Origin of the sequence: Bacteroides cellulosilyticus DSM 14838 (assembly GCF_000158035.1) — a bacterium.
GTDB lineage: Bacteria > Bacteroidota > Bacteroidia > Bacteroidales > Bacteroidaceae > Bacteroides > Bacteroides cellulosilyticus.
In genome coordinates this window covers 119,601-138,663 of sequence record NZ_EQ973489.1, presented here as the reverse complement: position 1 = coordinate 138,663, position 19,063 = coordinate 119,601, and the positions used below count along the sequence as shown (strand labels likewise).

At 41.0% G+C, this 19,063-nt stretch carries 13 protein-coding genes; all 13 read right to left on the bottom strand.

Translation table 11 applies throughout. The features are described from left to right. Window positions 1-108 precede the first annotated feature (108 nt). Window positions 109-3,306, bottom strand: coding sequence for an efflux RND transporter permease subunit (locus BACCELL_RS03435; RefSeq protein ID WP_044153266.1), 3,198 nt, complete (start codon window positions 3,304-3,306; stop codon window positions 109-111). 19 nt (window positions 3,307-3,325) lie between these two features. Continuing rightward, window positions 3,326-4,804 (bottom strand): TolC family protein, encoded by a 1,479-nt coding sequence (locus tag BACCELL_RS03430; protein WP_007210151.1) that lies wholly within the window; start codon window positions 4,802-4,804, stop codon window positions 3,326-3,328. 4 nt (window positions 4,805-4,808) lie between these two features. Beyond that, a complete protein-coding gene (locus BACCELL_RS03425; protein WP_044153265.1) occupies window positions 4,809-7,874 on the bottom strand; it encodes an efflux RND transporter permease subunit in 3,066 nt (1,021 codons plus the stop codon). 5 nt (window positions 7,875-7,879) lie between these two features. Further along, entirely contained in the window at window positions 7,880-8,962 is a 1,083-nt protein-coding gene (locus BACCELL_RS03420) for an efflux RND transporter periplasmic adaptor subunit (protein ID WP_007210149.1), read from the bottom strand. A gap of 177 nt (window positions 8,963-9,139) precedes the next feature. Next, the gene (locus tag BACCELL_RS03415; RefSeq protein ID WP_044153310.1) at window positions 9,140-10,372 is read right to left on the bottom strand and encodes a DUF4934 domain-containing protein; all 1,233 of its coding nucleotides are present in this window, start codon (window positions 10,370-10,372) and stop codon (window positions 9,140-9,142) included. Between the two features lie 145 nt (window positions 10,373-10,517). Next, window positions 10,518-11,201, bottom strand: coding sequence for a signal peptidase I (lepB, locus tag BACCELL_RS03410; protein ID WP_242577651.1), 684 nt, complete (start codon window positions 11,199-11,201; stop codon window positions 10,518-10,520). A gap of 79 nt (window positions 11,202-11,280) precedes the next feature. Continuing rightward, a complete protein-coding gene (locus BACCELL_RS03405; RefSeq protein WP_007210146.1) occupies window positions 11,281-13,086 on the bottom strand; it encodes an O-antigen ligase family protein in 1,806 nt (601 codons plus the stop codon). Then, window positions 13,062-13,676 (bottom strand): peroxiredoxin family protein, encoded by a 615-nt coding sequence (locus BACCELL_RS03400; RefSeq protein ID WP_007210145.1) that lies wholly within the window; start codon window positions 13,674-13,676, stop codon window positions 13,062-13,064. The genes BACCELL_RS03405 and BACCELL_RS03400 overlap by 25 nt, the downstream gene beginning before the upstream one ends. A gap of 10 nt (window positions 13,677-13,686) precedes the next feature. Continuing rightward, entirely contained in the window at window positions 13,687-14,823 is a 1,137-nt protein-coding gene (locus BACCELL_RS03395; RefSeq protein ID WP_044153264.1) for a 6-bladed beta-propeller, read from the bottom strand. A 25-nt stretch (window positions 14,824-14,848) separates the two neighbouring features. Continuing rightward, the gene (locus BACCELL_RS03390; protein WP_007210143.1) at window positions 14,849-16,027 is read right to left on the bottom strand and encodes a 6-bladed beta-propeller; all 1,179 of its coding nucleotides are present in this window, start codon (window positions 16,025-16,027) and stop codon (window positions 14,849-14,851) included. An 84-nt stretch (window positions 16,028-16,111) separates the two neighbouring features. Next, window positions 16,112-16,426: a hypothetical protein gene (locus tag BACCELL_RS03385; RefSeq protein ID WP_157133872.1), complete on the bottom strand. Its 315-nt coding sequence runs from the start codon at window positions 16,424-16,426 to the stop codon at window positions 16,112-16,114. A gap of 32 nt (window positions 16,427-16,458) precedes the next feature. After that, window positions 16,459-17,337 (bottom strand): DUF1573 domain-containing protein, encoded by an 879-nt coding sequence (locus BACCELL_RS03380; protein WP_007210141.1) that lies wholly within the window; start codon window positions 17,335-17,337, stop codon window positions 16,459-16,461. A gap of 27 nt (window positions 17,338-17,364) precedes the next feature. Continuing rightward, a partial coding sequence (locus BACCELL_RS03375) for a hypothetical protein (protein ID WP_169309595.1) occupies window positions 17,365-19,063 on the bottom strand: 1,699 nt, incomplete at its 5' end.

Sequence of the window (19,063 nt, the reverse complement as noted above, 5' to 3'; positions counted from 1 at the left end):
GCCGACTCGCTGCACTTGCTTATGTACCAAGTTATTTTTTAAGCATTACTAAAAGAGTACGGTGCAGGATGATTTCACAAAAAATAAATATTAAGGCTAAAGCTGAATTCAACTTTTAAGTGCGACACGTTTTTTAGAGTATTTGCAAACCTCTTTCCTCTTCAAACTAAATACCGGCAGGAAGAAGAAAATGCCGATAATAGACATCACCAATCCGCCAATAGTACCCGCAGCCAACGGAAACCAGAAAGCTTCCTTATCCGTCCCCACCATAAACGGGATAAAACCCAGAATGGTGGAAACTACCGTAAGAAAAATAGGCAGTATCTTTGCATTCCACGCCTTTGTATATGCCCGGAGCATAGAAAGCCGGGGAAAGCGGCTACGGATACTGTTATACTCATTCAGAATATAGATGCTGGCATTTACCGTAATACCACAAAGCAGCACAAACGAAGCAAAGCCTCCCTGGTCGAAATTCAAGCGGAACCAATAGAATGTAAGGAACACTCCTATATAAGATACCGGAATAACAAAGATAATAGCCAAAGGCTGTTTCAGAGAATTAAACAGAATACTCGTTGTAAAGAAGATAATGGCAATCACAACCAGCAACAACAGGTATTGCTTGTTATCTTTCTTACCCCATGACCACGATTGGCTATCTGATTCAGCAGTATACCCCATCGGAAGCAATTTATTAAACTCTTCCAAATCCCGCTTCTGTATTTTATTGCCTTGCTCGTACGAGCCGATATACTCATATTGCAGACAAAGACGATATTGCTGATTCTCTTTGGCTATCTGTTGCGGCATCTGCCCCTTCTCTACCGTAGCCAACTCGGAAAGTTTATAATGCTTTCCGCCATCCACCCCGTAAGGAAAAAACTGCATGGCCCATACATCATAGTCGTGAGACTGTCGGGAAGAAAGTCGAATACTTTCCGTACCGCTTTCCGTCACCACCGAACCCACCTGCATATTCTTGCCGAATATCGGCTGGATAGCGGAGAACAAGTGCTGGGCATTAATCCCCTCCTGAGCCATACGCTCCTTATTCAGATTGAAGTAAAACTCTTGATAATCGTCTTTCCACCAGGAAAATTCCGACTTGATAAACACTTCCTTGATGCGACGGTGCGAAAGCAATACCTCCTTCAGCTTTTCGGCCCATGCATAGAGCTCGTCATAATTGTAGCCATACATCTTGATGCGATAAGAACCTGCGCTCTCACGAACATCATTACTGAAACCCTGATCTTGCAAGCCATATACATCCCAGCTACCACCTCCTAACTCAGATACTTTACCAATCAGATTCGCCTTTAACGTATAAGGGAAACCACTATGCTGATACTCTTTCTTGAAATAAATCTGAAGATTGGCCCTGCGTGCATTATAGACAGAAGCATGAAACTGCTTAATCTCCTTGAAGCCGCTAAGATAAGTTTCCACACGTTTCACCAGCGTATTCATCTGTTCCAGCGTACTTCCATTCGGTAAGTTCGCATTCGCATAGAGCACCACTTCTTCATTGCGACTAAAATAACTGCCTTCGTACACTTTCTGCACAAACAAACGAAGACTACCACCTAAAGCCTTATCCACCACGGGTTTCACTTTCTCTTTATAAGTAGAGGAGCCCAACGTCTTGTTATACCGTTCTATCCATTTGCCTTCACCCTCCAACTTCTCAGGAAGAAGGAAAACAGGCAACCCGAAACCAAGCAGGAGCAAAATGCACACCGCCACCCTCCAGCGCAGAAGAAAGCGGATGAGCAACTGATAGAAATGCGTGAAGTAAACAGTCAGCCTGCGAATACGTATATGACTCCGCACCCAGCGTTTCACGCTCTGCCTCTTCTTGACAAGCTTTATTCTATCAATCATGGCCGGAACAAAAAAGAGAGCCACGAAAAGAGATACCGCCAGATTAATAATCACCACAGCTGCGAAGTCTTGCAGGTTCAGGCGGATTTTCTCATCCAGAAAGAAGATAATAACCAAAGCCCCCATTGTGGTCAAGGTAGCCGCCAGTACGGACATAAAAGCTTTCAGATTACGCCTGTGCAAAATGTGGTCCGTCATCACAATGGTACTGTCTATCACAAGATTCAAGGACACAGTAATCCCTGCCAATGAATACAGTTGCATCTCCAGCCCGAAAAGATAATAGAAAATAACCGCCACGGAAATGTTGATAGCCAGGCTGGTAACGATCAGCAACAGATACTTCAGATTCAACGTAATAATCCAGACGAATACCAGCAGGATCAGTACTGTCAGCCCCGTACGGAAATAAATTTTATTCAGTTCCTCGCGAATATACTCCGTGGCATCATAGCTGGTATGCACCTCGTAGCCGGGCGGCAAAGTCAGACGTATTGCTTCCATTTCCCGCATCACTTCATTGCTCAGTTGCAATTGGTTAGCAGTCTCTACGGCCGTGACAGACATATAAATGGAATTCAGACCATTGATACGGTAATAGCTTTGGGGAGCTTCTTCCATACGCGCTACAGTCACCAACTCGTCCAAGCGGATAATCTTGCCGTCCGAAGCAGTCACCGTGATGTCCGAAGGAATAAATTGCCCGCTGACTCCATCCGGTATCAAGACCAGACGTATCCACTGCTTACCACCGGCCGTATCCATGTTGTGCGTTCCCAGAAACTCTTTATTATAATGTAACTGGATGGCCCGTTGAATATCAGAAATGCTGATTCCCAGCGTCCGCAATTGTTCACTGTCGTATTCCAACCGCCATTCCATCGGGGTAGCACCACTTAAATCTATCTTATAAATGCCTTGCAACTTAGCCAGACGCGGCTTGATATGTTCTTCTGCATACTGCTGTATCAGTATAGGCGTGGACGGTGCATTCAGTGTGAATGATAAGAACGGACGGGCTGTATTCGCATCGGGCACCTTCATGTCAATATACGGATAACTGACTCCGGAAGGCAGTTGCGACCATGTCTGCCGGATAATAGTAGAAGCCTCAAAACGTACCGCATCCACATCAGCGTGTTTATCCAGATCTACCGTAATGGAACCGTAGCCATTGCTTGAAGTAGAGTACATTCCCTTTACCCCTTTGATGCGGGCCAGCATGGACTCCAGTTTGCTTGTCGCCTCCATCTCTACCACCCGCGACGAAGTGCCTGGCATGCTAAAGCGCACCGTAAAGCCCGGCAATGTGCGCGACGGATTCAGCTTGACCGGAAGCATCGGAACCAAGGCCAAACCCACCAGTGCCAGACAGACAAAGGTGACGATGAGGGTAAAAGGGGAAAGGCGATTCATAGTGATTGACTATTAGTGATTAGTGACTATAATCGAATTTGTCAGAAAGAGAGAAGCCGCTGGCAAAATCGTGCAGGGTCAGCTTGCGGATTTTATAATAGTTCAGCCAATAATTTTTCAGGGCTGAGATATAGTTGCGCTGGGCTTCTTGCTGACGGTTCAATGACAAGGTAAGGCTACTGATATCCGCCTTACCGATGATGAAGCGTTGGCGGGTTTCATTGTATGCCAGAATGGAAAGGTCGAGGGCTTCCTCGGCACTTGTCACCAAGTCTTGCTGGACATTGAAATCACTTACGGTCATAATGACTTCTTCTTCAATGCTGATTTCGTTCTGACGGGAAGAGGTCTTTACTACATTCAGATTGTTACGGGCCATATTATATTTTCCCTTACGCACTCCCCAGTCCACTAAAGGAATGGAGACGCTGACAGATACCATTTCCTGCTGCATAGGCCGGTTGTAGGCTTCGCCAAATTTCTCCGCCACCTGGTTGAAACCGACACTGGCGTTGATACTGGCATTGAAGCGGGATTCTTTCTTAGTTTTGTCTACATTCCGTTCTGCTTCCAATATGTCCTGGCGTAATCCAAGGAAGTTCGGGTTGTTGGAACGGGCGGCATCCAAGGCAGCATCTACAGGGATGTTTAGTTCTCCGGGACGACTGGGGAGAAGAAGCCGTATCTCTGTATTCTTTTCCAGATTGAGGAAAGAAGCCAGCGAGAACATGGCACGTTTCAATGAACTTTCAGCATTCTGCAAAGTGTTACGGGCATTCACCACGTCCAGCTTCAGCGTCAGAAGATCGGCACGACTGATAGAGGCTATCTTCAGACGTTGCATACCAATACGATAAAGTGTATCGGAAGAAACGACATTCTCCTTTGCCAAGTCATACTCAGCCTGCGCCATGGCAAGTGCAAAGAAATAGGTAGTGGCCTGCTCGGATACCTGCTCAGCATTGTAGATATATTCTTTCTTTACTTTCTCGTATTTCAGCGGTTCAATCTTTCGTTCCCAGCGGAAAGGATTATAACCTACCAGACTTTGCGAATAACCTAAACGAACGGGAACACTGGTATACTGCGTGTAGGGATTGGAACCGAAACTACGCATATAGCCCAACTCAGTATCCAGATAAAAAGTACCACCCGTCAGGTCAAAGTTTTGCCTGACTGCCAGGTTACCATAGGCATAGAAAGACTGTTGGCTACGGTAAATATCCAAATCCTGTTCGGAGTCATAACGCTTCGTAATGTCACGGTTATACTGTGCAGGAGTCATATTCAGCGTCAGGCTCGGCAAGCGATTTGCCTTATAGGTACGATATTCCCAATAGCCTGAAAGATACATATTTTTAGTACGGAAAGCTTCCAGCGAACTATCGTTCGCCATCTTAATCGTCTGCTGCAAGTCCAGCGTAACCTGCTGTTGCTGCGCGACGGACGGAAACGCCTGAGAAAGTCCTAAAAGAATAATTAAACCAAGTTTCTTCATTATATCAAGCTTTTTTATCCCGGTAAATAAACCAATATATCAACGGAATGATGAACAGACTGACCAATGTGCCGATGAACATCGCCCCAATCATGGCAATGGAAAGCGGCTTCTGCAATTCCGATCCCATATCGAAAGAGAACAATAACGGTACCATGGCAAAAATGGTAGTGAGCGAAGTCATGATGATGGGACGCAACCTGCGCCGTCCCGCCTCATGGATAGCTTCCAGAAGCGGCATCCCCGTCTTACGTAATTCATTAATCGCATCCAGTTTCAGGATGGAGTCATTGATGATAATACCACACGTAACGATCAGACCGATGGCAGACATCAGATTCAGCGTATGTCCGCATATCCACAACAGTACCAGGGCAAATGCTACGTCTATCGGTATCTCCAACAACACTACAAGAGGTTGCACAAAACTCTCGAACTGTGCCGCCAGAATGAAGTACATCAACAGAATGGAAATAAACAGAATAACCACCAGTTCATCCAGCATCTTCCGGTTAGAGAAGAAACTTCCTGAAAAAGCGGTATCCCAATCGCCGGTAGCATCCACCACTTCCTTCACTTGCTCCATAAGCGGTTCCGCCTCTTTTACTTCATAAAAACGGAACGGAACATATTCTCCGTTACGTCCTGCGGTAATCGCTTTCAGATCTTCCGCCGGCGCCACTGATACCAGCTCACGCAAAGGCAGATATTCAACACCATATTGATCCGCCCGTGTCGGAACGAGTGTTTCCTGTAAGATGCTGTTTACCGTTTGTTCCTCTCCCACAATGCTGATAGGCAGATATTGCTGGTAAGAATGAAGAGTAGCTATGCTGTTTTCTTTGAAAGCTGTTTTCAGTATGCGATACAACTCGTCATACGAAACATTATAAAGTAGCAATTTTTCTTTATTGATACGAATATTCAGTTGATTTTCAAAGGCAATACCCGTGGGAGCATATCCTGTACGGGTAGCAAGCTCAGCTTCCAGATTACGTAATTCATCCGCTGTCGGCACTTTTTCCTTGTTGCGGGAATAGAGTTCAGCCACAACATCGGCTTCTCCCGTCACAAACAGTTTCTCAAATACCGTCTCGGGTGGCGAAAAAGAAATCACGGCCAACGGATACTCCGCTTTGAGGGTACGGTAAACCTTTTCCTGCAAAGGGACTATCTCAGAGGGATTCTTTGTCTTGAAATAAAGTTCTGCTTCCGAAGAAGAAAGAGCCTGCTCCCGGTTCAGGAGATAGTCTTGTTGTCCGACGGCGGCAGTCTGTTCGATAGTCTCTGTCTTAAACAACTCAAATAAATTGTCTACCCTGCGACGATTCTCGTCCACATGGATATTCTCATTCCATTCCACACGGGCTATCAGCTCATTCTGATCTATTTCCGGCATACGCTCTTTTCCTATGAAATAGAACATGAATACACACAATGGCACGGAAACTATACAGAAAAATACGCTTGCCGTTTTATGAGCAAATATAAAATCAATCCCGGCATCATAGAAACGATCAAGTGTATGATCCTTTATAGGATTATTGATTCGAATACGCGAGAACCATGATTTGCGCAGTCCTGTCCGGTAAACCAGCATATAGAGCACCGGCAGCAACATGATGCCCGTGAAGTAAGAAACCATCAATCCAACGGTTACCGAGAAAGCCTGATCGTAGAAAATGGCTCCGGCAATACCACTCATAAAGATCAGTGGTACAAACACCGCAATGGTAGTCAACGAGGAACTGAGCATCGGAGTAACCACCTCACTGGTACCCGTAATACAGGCACGTTTCAGCGAGTATCCTCTTTCCCGATATTGAGAAATATTTTCAGTTACGATGATGGAACTGTCAATCATCATACCCAATGCAAGAATCAATCCGGACAGGGATATGATGTTCAGTGACATCTTGAACAGATAGAAAAAAAGAAAACAGATCACAATGGAAACTACCATACTCAGTCCGATGATGAAAGGAGATTTGACATCCCCCAGAAAGAGTACGGCTACGATACAGATAAATAGAAAGCCCAACGAAAGGTTTTGTTGCAAGTTGGAGATAGTATAATCTAAAAGCTCTGTCTGGTTTCGGCTAACGCTGAATTCAATGTCAGGATATACACTCTGAAAATAATTCATGGTGCCGCCAATGGCCTGCTTCATGTCATCCATATTCTCGTCCGCCTGCTTGATAATGGCCAATGTCACTGCCCGTTTACCATTGCTCATGGATACGCCTTTTTCCCTGACGGGAACAATACCTATCCGGCAGAACTCTTCCAGACGGATGATGCGTCCGTTTTTGTTAATAAGAATATTCTTCACATCTTCTTCCGTACGCAACAGAGTGGAAAACTTGATATTGTATTCATAATATCCATCACGTACGGTCATACTTCCCGGTTCCACATTATTTTGGGCAAGAGCAGATTCTACATCCTGTATGGAAAGTCCCAGTACGGCAAGCTTATTTTCATCGGGAACAATCTGCAACTGGCGCTCCACCAATCCTGTGATATCCACCATAGCTACCTCTGTCAGCTGCTCGATACGCCGTTTGATAACGCTTTCGGCAAATTCACACAGATCGAGGAAAGCACGTTCGTCCGTTTGTCCGTAAGCGCTGTCATTCTTCAGGGTGAGGCTGAGATAGAATACCGGAATATCGGTAGCACTTGCTTTTACTACTTTAGGACGGTCTGTATCCTTAGGCAGGTAGTTCATGGCGGCGTCAATCTTCTCATTCACTTCGATAAAAGCAAGATCCGTATTGGTACCGAAGTCGAAATTCAGCCGGATAAGACCTGCCCCATCATGCGCCTCGCTATCCATATCTTTCAGACGAGCCACCTGGATAAGTTGTTGGCGCAATGGTTTCACCACCGTATTCTCCAACTCACGCGCAGAAGTATTCTGTGCCGAGATTTGTACTGTAATCTCCGGGATGGCAATATCCGGCAGCAGAGATACCGGCAACGTGAAATACGTTACCATACCGACAATAAAACATGCGGTAAACGCCATCAATACGGCAATGGGCCGCTGTATCAAGAACTTAACCACCCCTTTTATTTTTTATTTTCAATAACTTTCACCGGTGCCTCATGAGCCAGGTTCACATTGCCTGTCACAATCACCACATCTCCTTCTTGCACTTCATCTTCCACAATCGTGTATTCATCGGAATTTTCCAGTACGGTCTGCACATAGTTCCATTTCGCTTTATTATCTTTCAGTGTAAAAATCACCTGCTTACCGGAACGCAACACCACTGAACTCTTCGGAACAACCAACTGTTCACCTAGCGAACGATGTACATTAACCCGTATGTTCATGCCATTAAAGAGCTTGCCCTGTCCGTTGACAACGGCCTTCACTTTCACCATGCCTTTATCGTCCACCAGCGGATTGATTTCGGAGATACGTCCTTCGTATTTGGCAGAAGGATCTGCATAAGGGGTAACAACCACTTTATCGCCACCTTTAATAAGGGGGAGTTCACTCTCCAATACAGTAAAGTCAGCTTCCATGCCCTGTGAACCGATAATTGTACAGAAAGCATCTGAACTGCTGGGAGCATTATAGGGTTTGGAAAAGAGATTAGCCACCACCCCGTCAAAAGGAGCAATCAGAGTGGCATGTTCTTCTTCATATTTAGCCAGTTCATATTGAGAAAGGGTCTGATCATAGCCGCTTTTCACCCGTGCCAGTTGCATGATATCATCGGGTACATTGGCAGTATCATCCGCTGCATACCCCTGCCCTATCAATACATCCTGCAATTCCAACTTAGCTTTCTCCAAAGCATCTTTGGACTGTGCGGTCTTATTTTTTAAACGAAATTTATCCAGCTCTGCCAGTTTTTGTCCTTTGTGTACCCGGTCACCGTTCTTCACATAAATCTGCGCCACGATACCCGAACTTTCAAAACGCAAATCTGCCATTCCTCCGGCCACTATCTTGCCATTACTTACCAACTCGTGATTGAATATCTGCCGCTTCAAAGGCAACACGGTCACTTCATTCTTCTCATCCGGCAATACGGTAGCTACTCCTTCATCGGCGGCTTCTTCTTTTTTCGCACCGGAACATGCTGCCAACGCAAATAGTGCCAGACAGATCAAAAACCGGTAGTTCTGTGTCTTTATCATTCTATATTAGTTTTTCCGTTTACACTTAGTGTATGCAAAAATAGTCGTTTTCCCTTTACGAGCCGCCATATATATATGGACAAAACGAGACTGGATACAAACTGTTATTTTTCTAATTATCAAACAAGTATATTCTTGTCCATTCCCAAACAGGTGGACAAGAACATACCTCCTTCCTTATTTAGGGACTGTAATAATCACTACCGGATTAGAATCATCCGTCAATTCTTTCAGTGCCGAAAGTTTTTCATTTTCTGCCGCTTCAGGATTTTCTTCCAACCAGGTCATCACTTCTCCGGCATCAATAATCATTCCATATTCTCCCTGTGCACTGCATGCCTTGGGATGGAAAGCCATAAAGCCGGTCAGGTCATCTTTTATACCTTCCTTTTCGGCATACATCCGGGTAGTATTTGCCTTCCGGTCGTAGATTCCGTTAAACGTTTCCGGTTCATCTGTATACAGTCCCCGGATACACTGAAAGAAAACAGTATGATCCGTCTCAAAAATACATCCCACCAACAAACGTTTTTCATTATCTTTGGATTCAGTACGTGCCTCGGCGCCCCAATGCCATTTACCGGTGGAGAATGCGATATAAGGTGTCAGCTCATTTCCACTCACTGTATAAATGGTATCATTGAAATTCTCTTTGTAACGTATCTTATTATCACTCTTCCACAGGAAAGGAATACCCGCTACACTTGCCGAGGCATCTCCACTTTTAAATGTAGTCAGAATAATACCTGCATTTCCCTGCTTTTTGACGCTGATACTGTTTATGTCATCTACTCCTCTATTAGGCAAAACCGGAAGTAGACTGGGCACCGTATCTATCTGTTCTCCCGCTTCATTAAATAACAGCAAAGCGCGCCCGTTATCACCTACAATATTACCGTAACGACCTATTATCACGGAATCTGTAAAGCTGAAATCACTCGGTGAATCCGGAGGGGTAGGTATCGTTACACCACCACAAAAATTACCTTGCAAATCATATTTCTGTAACTTACCGGGTCTGCGCATAAAATAAAGCAGACCGTTTACATCATTATAAGTAGGCGCCGCAGTTGAATAAGCTTCCGGATCATCGCCCAAATGTCCCACTTTGCTTAAAAACTTACCGCTCTCTTTATCAAAGATAAAACAAGTTTGACGTGAAAAGACAACAATCTCTTTATCCAGTAACAGAATATTCGGACTTCCACCTACCAGACACGAATCGGTTGTTTCTAATGGAACATAGCGTACATCGCTTCCTAATTCCGAAAGTTTCAATTCGGCAGGCTTTTCCATAGCTCCCGCCACATCAATAGAACATAGTTCATCGTCAGCCGACGATTGCGGAGTACCGGTACAAGCCGACACCAGGCAAACCAGACTTACTGCATACAACCATTCTTTTTTCATAACTTCTTGTGTGTTTTTAGATTTAATATTCATAACATCTCCGCAAATAAACTAATATTTTTAGTTTTAGAACTATATTTTATCGTTAAAGAAGTAAAAAGGGGTATTTAAAGACGCGACTTTATATATAATAGAAAGCTACCCATCATTCAATTCTTCGAAATATTCTATTCCAACTAATCCTATTCGTCACTTCATCTTTCGAGAACCAAATCATCTGTCCTACACCCAAAATAAAATCATCTGGTAATATCCCCCAACCACGTGAATCATACGAATGGTTAAAATTGTCACCACGCATAAAGTAATACTTATGATTGAAACGAAAGCTTTCCAGCAAAGAGTCCTCCAAATAGACTTGCCCCATTTTCAAGCTCATCTTTTTCCCCGTTTCATATTCTATACACTTATAATAATGTTCATAATTGCACGAATCAATACGCAATACATCTCCAATCTTAGGTAAATACACCTCTCGCATACCTGTAGCTTCGCACCATCGACAAGTATCACCTGGAACTCCTACACAACGTTTACAATAAAATGTATTCATACTGATTATCATCTTTTCTTTATCTTCAGCATAAGGAAAATTAAAAACAACTACATCATTCCTCTGTACTTCACGTTGTCCCTTCAATCTATGCACTAGCAGCCTTCCTGAATCCGAATTCATTATTCTACGCCCTGGTATTTGCATAGAAACAATAATATAATCTCCTCCCAATAAAGTTGGCGCCATAGAATACGTGGGAATGAAACAAGATACAATCCAGTAAAACCTAATAAATAGATAAACTTGAAATATAACAAATAAGCTTAAAGCCATATACATCAATTTCTTTCCTATTCGCTTCATTTTCCGTACTTCCATTGCAGACAACGATTACTCAATAAGGTTATTTTTATTAATTAGATAAATTCAATCCATGTTCTTTTAAAATCACTTTAACTTCCCCTCTCATCTCTTCAATGGCTTTTGAATAAACTTTCGGACGTTTAGTTAATACGATTTTTGCCATTTGTTTCAGTTTATCCGGTTGATAAAATTCGGGCTGCGCATAAAGCAGAAACAGCCGATAATATGAATAAATTCTATTAGGTAACAGATAAATAGCATCATAATAATATTTCTCTGCCTGTTCATAGTTTTGTTGTTGTTGACTATTACCCCCCAAAGCATTATAGCACTGATAATTACATCTCAACAACATAGAGCGTCTTAATAATTCATTCGATTCAAGATATTTTTTCTGTTGAGATAAGCACAAACCATATTCATATACGAAATCGGCATTATGCTTCAAATCAGGATAGAGCATAGCATATCCCTTCTCCGCAACTTCCAATGCATCGGTTAACCTTAGATAACGGCATTTGTCCAATTTTTCTATCACGCCTTTGGGTGCATCCTGCAAAAAGAGCAAAAAGATAGAAGCAGCTACCAAAAATACCAAAACACAGTGCCCATATACATTATTCCCAACGCCAATAGTCCTTTTAGTGCTCAAGCTTGCCACTATAATAACTGCAACAACACAAAAGGCCGGATATTGGAAAGGATAAGAAGAAAATGCGAATATCAATAATGAAATAAGCCCGCCACATAATCCATAATCTCGTCTCTTAATTCCACCACTCAGCGCATATGCCACAATCACCACAACCCCGAATAGCAAAAGACATCCTCCTTCTACCAGAATCTGCAAATACTCATTGAAAGCATATTCAGGATTTCCCGCTACTCTTTCTTCTGTTGCCGTGTATTTGCCCGAACGAAATCTATCAGTCTGTTCTTGGGCATAAGCAACCGGAAACATACAACTTCCGTACCCGAAAACCGGCTTTTTCCATATAGCACAAACCGTATTTTTCCAAATAAACAAACGCCCATATGCAGAATCTTTTTTCAGATTAAACATTAGGTAACTTCCTACTGCTATTCCAACAACACCCACTACAAGACAAAGAACAGACAACTTTCTTTTCAAATACCAATACTTTATCCAATTATTTTGCCAAAATAGAACAATAACAGAAGAGACTATTGCTCCAATCCATGCCGATCTGCTCATCCCGGCAGGTAGTATGCACAACAAGACTGCTAAAAAGAATAATGCAACATATCGTTTCATGCATTTAGTTGATAGAAACAGATAAAGAGATACGGGTACCATTATAGCGATGTAGCCGGAATAAGGACCCGGATTAAAAAAAGAACCTGTTATATCAAATTTGCTGTGATTAGACTCACAGAAACCATACAATTGCAGGATTCCCCATACTGACTGAATTATACTGCTACTCAACAACACCCAAGAAATTTTCTCCACAGAAATGAGATTGCATTCAAGCAACATTCTGATTGAAAACCAAAGGATACAGAGCTCCCCAAAAAGGAAAAGCTTCCAGTTTGCCAATTGGAGATCAAAATCATATCTTAAAAGCCAATAGCCCAATAGGATAATAACTAACAAGTCGGCAACAACAAACTGAAAGCATTTTTTCCTTCTAATAAAGAATTTCAGGAAACTTAATACTACTGTCAGACAAAGAATAGCCCAAGATAAAGGATATATGAAGAAAGATAAATCGTGAGTTGAGAATGATATAAATGTAGTGTTAATCACTCCCAATAACAGCAGACTTATCCCTATTGAACATATCATTTTCCCAATGGACAATATCTTTATTTGTCGAAATACTTTTTCCATATAATTCGGTAATATAAATCAGAGAGATCAGGTAATTCTTTCATTGGAATAAATAAATCTTTCATTCGCAGATCTTCTCCAATTATAAAAAAGAAAGGTACATTTTCTTTTTCCAAAATATAATGAAACACTGTATCTTCTGTCAAATAAACAGGAAGACTTAGCGACAAGCTATTTACCAATGCCTGTAATTCTCTACGATTAGAGTTATCTGCTATTATAATTAGTTTATCCTTCGCTAGCTTTCCCATTAGTTTCCTAACAGATGAAAAACTATGTTGAATGCATGAGCTACAATTGGTTGATGAAAATTTAAAAACAACCTTATCCTCTCCATTCAACAAAGCGGACAATTTGATAGCGTTTCTATCTTTGTCTAACAATGTCATATCTGGCAACTGGGATTCCGAATATACATAATGCATCTTCATATTTCCAGATAACAATGTAAGCATTTGCTTTTGAACTTCCAGGGTTTCAGATTGTTTCGCTATTTGAACATCATTATGCATAGCATCACGTATAGAGTAAATAAGTCCTACGCTCAATAATCCTATCAATATTACTAAAAGAAATGTCACTCTTTTCATTGTAAATCCATCATTTCAACTCAAATTTAACGATAATCGGATTGTCATCTAATTCCACTTGCTTTCCGAAAGCTTTGGATTCGATAAATCGTCCCGGAGATATACAACTGTACACAGCATTCTTATAAGTCGTCAACGGAATAAAAACAGCCATATCATCCATATCATTTACCACTGCATTTTGTTTATATCCTACTGCTTCCATATAGGTATCCGATTCCTTATGGTTAATAATTCCCACATAATAATAATCTCTCCAGCTATATCTCAAGAAGGAATAAGAGGGAGTCTCAAGAAACATATACATACAAGGGATTTCTTTCATCAGTTTATCACCCTGATACGCGTCAATTTTTTCTGTTTTCAACCTTTCTACATATTCCTTTTGAGTCTTCTCCAATTCCTCTCCAAACCGCATGGCATATTTCCTCTTCAAAATTGAAGGTGACAAAGCTTGATAAACAGTATCATTCAAAGAGAACACCAGATTACCATTACTTATGAAATTGAAATCAGATCCAACTATTCCTGTCGTACAGATGCGAGAATCATAATATAAATCGGGACTCGTCTGTCCAGTATTAATATTAACAAACAACAGATTGGGGTATGAATTGTCTTTTAGATACGCTTTGTTAGTTGTATAACCACTGCAAAAAGCCACCCATGAATCGTCCAACACATAGAAAGTAGTAGCCCAATAGTCTTCTTTCACTTCCTGTTCCAAATGTCCATTAGCAGAATAAACAAACAATTTTCCCATTGAACAATCCCATAAATACACCCTATCCTTATACACATTAACATCGGTTATTTCTACATATTGCCCTGGTGCGACGCCCCTTTCACCGATTTTCCGAACAAATTTTCCTAATTTATCGAAACATAGTACAGAACTTGTTTTCTGTTTATCAACCACATAATAATAATCATTCGTCGCCACAATCTTGTCAACAAAACCTATCAAACATTCGTCTTTTGTTTCAAGAGGAATATACGAAATTGAATCCACAAATGAAGACATCCTTATTTCATGATTGCTACTTCGCAAAGGAACATCAATTACTTTCAAGTTCTGACCATCCCTTTCTACCGAAGTTGAACATCCGGCCAATATCACTAATAACAACAGTAAATATTTTCGCATAGCTAAATTACTAAAATACATTTCTTCATTCTATTTTCATTTCTGTTATCATTATTATAGGATTATCATCACCAGATACTTTTTCTTTCAAATCAGCAAGTTCTGAAACCTTTGGTTCCACACTGCTTAAGCTATAAGATTCAATGATAGTGTACAAATCATGTCCTTTGATTGCAATAGGATTAATATAGAAACCACTATCTATATCATTTTTGATAGGGAAACGCTCCATAGCATATCCACCTATATAATTTTGACTTTGAAAATTATAAAATCCCACTCCTATTTTCATTTCAGATAGATTATTATACAAAATACAAAAAAAATCATCACTACATAAGACAGTAAGTAAATTAGGAAAATTTGTTTTTCTATTTTGAAAAATCTCCTCAATGGGCACCTCTTCTTCTTTTAACATCTCTACATAACGCTCTCTTTTCTTACAAAAGTCTTCTCCCCAATTCACATAAATTTTTTGTTGAATTCCTAAAGAGTCTATTAAATAAATGTTAGGATCTAAAGGATAAGCTAAAGAAGCACCATTGGCAGCTTTATACATAGACTGATTAGCATGGACTATTTCTTGAGGACTGATTCTGCTATCTGCAGATAACAATATTTGCTTATCACCTGTTCTCAGGTCATATAATATCAAAATAGGTACCTGACCATCCTGCTCCTTTCTTTCCATATAATCACAATAACATGCCATTTTGTTACTACCAACATAAACAATATCTTTCACCGAGAAATCAACACTTATTTTGTCTAAATATTCACCTCTCATATCATAAACCAATATATTTCCAGTACCCATATCAGCAATAAAAATGCGTTCCTCTTCTTCATCTACAGCTACACTGGTAATCGTCACATATTCTCCGGGAGCCACCCCCACACGAGAAATACGAGTAATGAAACGCCCTGTAGCATCAAACAAAAGGACTTGTTTAGATGCTGAATTATCAACGACCAAATACTTATTTTTTAAGGGTATCAATTGACTAACAGTACCAATCAGATTATCAGAAGTAGTTTCCAGCTTTACATAGCGTATATTCTTTACCAACTCAGACATTTTTAGCACCTTCTCGCCTGACTGAGCAATATATATTTCATCAGTCTGCACTCTACGAGACTGAGTATTCGTACAAGCACTTATAATTATAAGTAACAAGTATAACAAACAAGCATTCTTTTTCATATTACAAATTGTTTGATCTTAAGCAGATGAAACTACAGACAGTAGTCCCATCTGCAAAAGAGCAGAAATATCAACTATTTTTTATCATAGACAAACGGTCTGTTCAGCAGGATTGCAACAAACCTTTATAGCAAATTCAGGTTTAGAACATCCTTTATATGTACGCACCATATTGGGGCAATTTATAATTATTAACATACTATAAGGAATGTAGGTTGGATTACCTCCACATCCCCATTCTGTTTCACCGCCGCCACCTTCATTACCATCTGACAAAGCCATAAGATTTGCCAGATACAAATTACCAGTAGAAGCACTCGTCCTTAAGTTAAGAACATTAACGGAAGCTACAGCCACAATGGCAACCATAGCCAAAACATAAAACACTTTTCTTTTCATGTTCATACATTTTTAATTAATAATTAATTGATTTATATTGCATTTCCATACAATTTCAAGACTAAAGGACTGTCTGATACATTACAGTACACCGTAATTGTTTCATTGAAATACCCTTCTTTCTCTTTTTTCACAAAAACTTTCACTAAACCAGAATCACCGGGATTTATAGGTTGTTTTGTATACTCTACCGAAGTACATCCACAACTCACATTTACTGCATTAATAAGCAACTTTTTATTACCCACATTCTTTAATGGGAAAGAATTTTGTATACTATCCTTTACTATTTTAGGAAAGTTTACTTCACGTTGTGATATTTCCACATCAGTTCGCATCATTGAAACCGTATCAGGAGCTAATAGTATATCTCGATAAAGTTCCGCTATATTTTCATTATTAACCGGGCTTCCAACAAGCACCACTTTATTATCTCTGTCAAGTAGAAATGTATGAAACTTTCCACCCGCAGGAAATTTATTCAATTGATTAAGACGGTCTGTTTCATCTATACAGACTGGCACAGAAAAGTCATAGAATCTCAATAAATCAACAAGTTCTTCAGTATTCTTAGGATAAAAATCAAATAAATAGGATACAGAGTAAGAAGATTTATTCTTCAAGCAATCAACCCAATCCAGCCATCTTTCAAGTTGAAGTTGGCAACTTGTACATCCTACGGTATCCACATAAACCAAAATTTTATAATCCGTATAAGCCTGTGAATATTCCACTGTATCCGTACCATACTTAGTATAAACCAAATCATTCGGAATAATAACTTGCCGTCCTATCCATTCTTCCAAAACACGATTTGCCTTATGTTGTCCACTTCTTCCACACGAAAAAAGAATAAGTATACTACAGGTTACCCCAAATAGCCCTAAAATCATTCTAATAATTACTTTCATATCATTAATATAAAAATATGATTATTTTCACTCATACCCAACAAACTTCTGCTCCCCATCTTCCACATAGAATACCTGCTCTTCCTTCCCGCGTGTCAAATTGCGCAGCCACAACAAGGCACCTTCAGGAATATTCCGATAGATTAATTCATTAGTAGTAGCAGTCTGTACTCCCAAAGAAATCCATCCCTTCACGCCAGACTGATAGAATAATTCATACACATTGCCCGGAGTGATAAAATTATCATCATTGCGAGGAACGAATAATATCTTTTTTATGGCGCGAGCACGTTGCAGGTCAAATACGATGGAATCCTGCGGCCCTGATGAGTAATAGAATGTCAGCCAATCATCATCACACGCCTTGTCTATGTCGTGCGCGGGATTCTCATCCACCGGACCACCACCGTATATGGCTTTCGAAGGAAGATGTTCTTCACTGTCCACACTATCAAAGAATGCCAGTTCTGCAATTTCCGCCCTACAATCTGCTGTGGGATAGGCAGGAGGCGGTGGAGTGAAACGCACATAACGATAAGGGCGTGAAATCTTCGGATAATAATAATTGAGGTTAGTGCGAGGAGTATCGGTCAAGCAACAAAGCAACTCACTCGTACGGAAATACCGGTCATTACTCACTTCAATCTCAGCACCTGTCATGGTAGCCATATAACCATAAAGGTATTGTCTTAACGGGTATTTTCTCCTTATATGGGCAGTGACCGCCTTCGACATATCCGGTTCAAAATAGCGTACATTTCCGTCTACTACCATAAAAGGATATCCGGCAGGAGAACGCGTTCCGTTCTCAGAGGTCAAAGGTTGGAAAATAACGCCCGGTTCAATATTGTTCACCCGTGCTTTGCCGCGTCGCAATGGAACTGCATCCACTGTGACATATCCGGAAGGACTGAACATTCCCAGCAGAATACTATTTCCTTCTATATTGTCATCAACCTTTACCTTGAACTCATTCTCACCAAAGTATTCTGCCGTCACATCCTGATAAAAAGGTCCAAACAATGAAGCTGTCTTACTATCGTGCGCTTCAAAAGTATTCCTGTAGACTTTACCTTTCTTTCTGCCGTCCGTAGCCCCACGTTTCACCACAAAGTCAGACGAATCCATATACCAGAATGGGATAAATCCTCCGTCCGAATCCTTCAGTACGTTCCACATATGGTCGTGTTGATTAGAAGGAGAATACCAATATTTATCTATATTTATCGGAAAGCCCAATGCCCGGAAAACGTATACAGCATGATCAGTTATTTCGCGACATGTACCTACCAGATATTCCGATAAGAAACGGGCACCTAAATGTGGCATGCGATATTCGGTAGTGAGGACAAATAAGTTAGTTCGCTTGAAGTGGCGTGCCAGTACATTCACAGCTTCCACCATATCATTACCGGTATACAACGAATCAAGAAGAGGTTTATAACGGTCATAATACATTTTCCGCCAATTGTCCAATGGCTCATCTCCTATACGATAGGGCAATACCCATTCACAAAAGTCGTCAAATGAATAATTCTTTGCCCACGGACATTCTTCCCAGACCTTGAAGGATTGTTCGATATTTTCTATCAAATAATCGGCAGACATGTATTCAATATCCGGACGTTTCGGCAATGTTCTGTAGTTAAAACCAATCCACTTGCGCTTCCATTCGCTATCAGGCAGATAACCTCCTATATTCAGTTCCACCGCGGCCTTCATCACC

What these genes read in the sequence shown, in the direction of transcription:
- BACCELL_RS03435 (WP_044153266.1), bottom strand. Translation starts at nt 3,306, where the DNA reads ATGAATCGCCTTTCCCCTTTTACCCTCATCGTCACCTTTGTCTGTCTG.
- BACCELL_RS03430 (WP_007210151.1), bottom strand. Translation starts at nt 4,804, where the DNA reads ATGAAGAAACTTGGTTTAATTATTCTTTTAGGACTTTCTCAGGCGTTT.
- BACCELL_RS03420 (WP_007210149.1), bottom strand. Translation starts at nt 8,962, where the DNA reads ATGATAAAGACACAGAACTACCGGTTTTTGATCTGTCTGGCACTATTT.
- BACCELL_RS03415 (WP_044153310.1), bottom strand. Translation starts at nt 10,372, where the DNA reads ATGAAAAAAGAATGGTTGTATGCAGTAAGTCTGGTTTGCCTGGTGTCG.
- lepB (WP_242577651.1), bottom strand. Translation starts at nt 11,201, where the DNA reads ATGGCTTTAAGCTTATTTGTTATATTTCAAGTTTATCTATTTATTAGG.
- BACCELL_RS03405 (WP_007210146.1), bottom strand. Translation starts at nt 13,086, where the DNA reads ATGGAAAAAGTATTTCGACAAATAAAGATATTGTCCATTGGGAAAATG.
- BACCELL_RS03400 (WP_007210145.1), bottom strand. Translation starts at nt 13,676, where the DNA reads ATGAAAAGAGTGACATTTCTTTTAGTAATATTGATAGGATTATTGAGC.
- BACCELL_RS03395 (WP_044153264.1), bottom strand. Translation starts at nt 14,823, where the DNA reads ATGCGAAAATATTTACTGTTGTTATTAGTGATATTGGCCGGATGTTCA.
- BACCELL_RS03390 (WP_007210143.1), bottom strand. Translation starts at nt 16,027, where the DNA reads ATGAAAAAGAATGCTTGTTTGTTATACTTGTTACTTATAATTATAAGT.
- BACCELL_RS03385 (WP_157133872.1), bottom strand. Translation starts at nt 16,426, where the DNA reads ATGAAAAGAAAAGTGTTTTATGTTTTGGCTATGGTTGCCATTGTGGCT.
- BACCELL_RS03380 (WP_007210141.1), bottom strand. Translation starts at nt 17,337, where the DNA reads ATGAAAGTAATTATTAGAATGATTTTAGGGCTATTTGGGGTAACCTGT.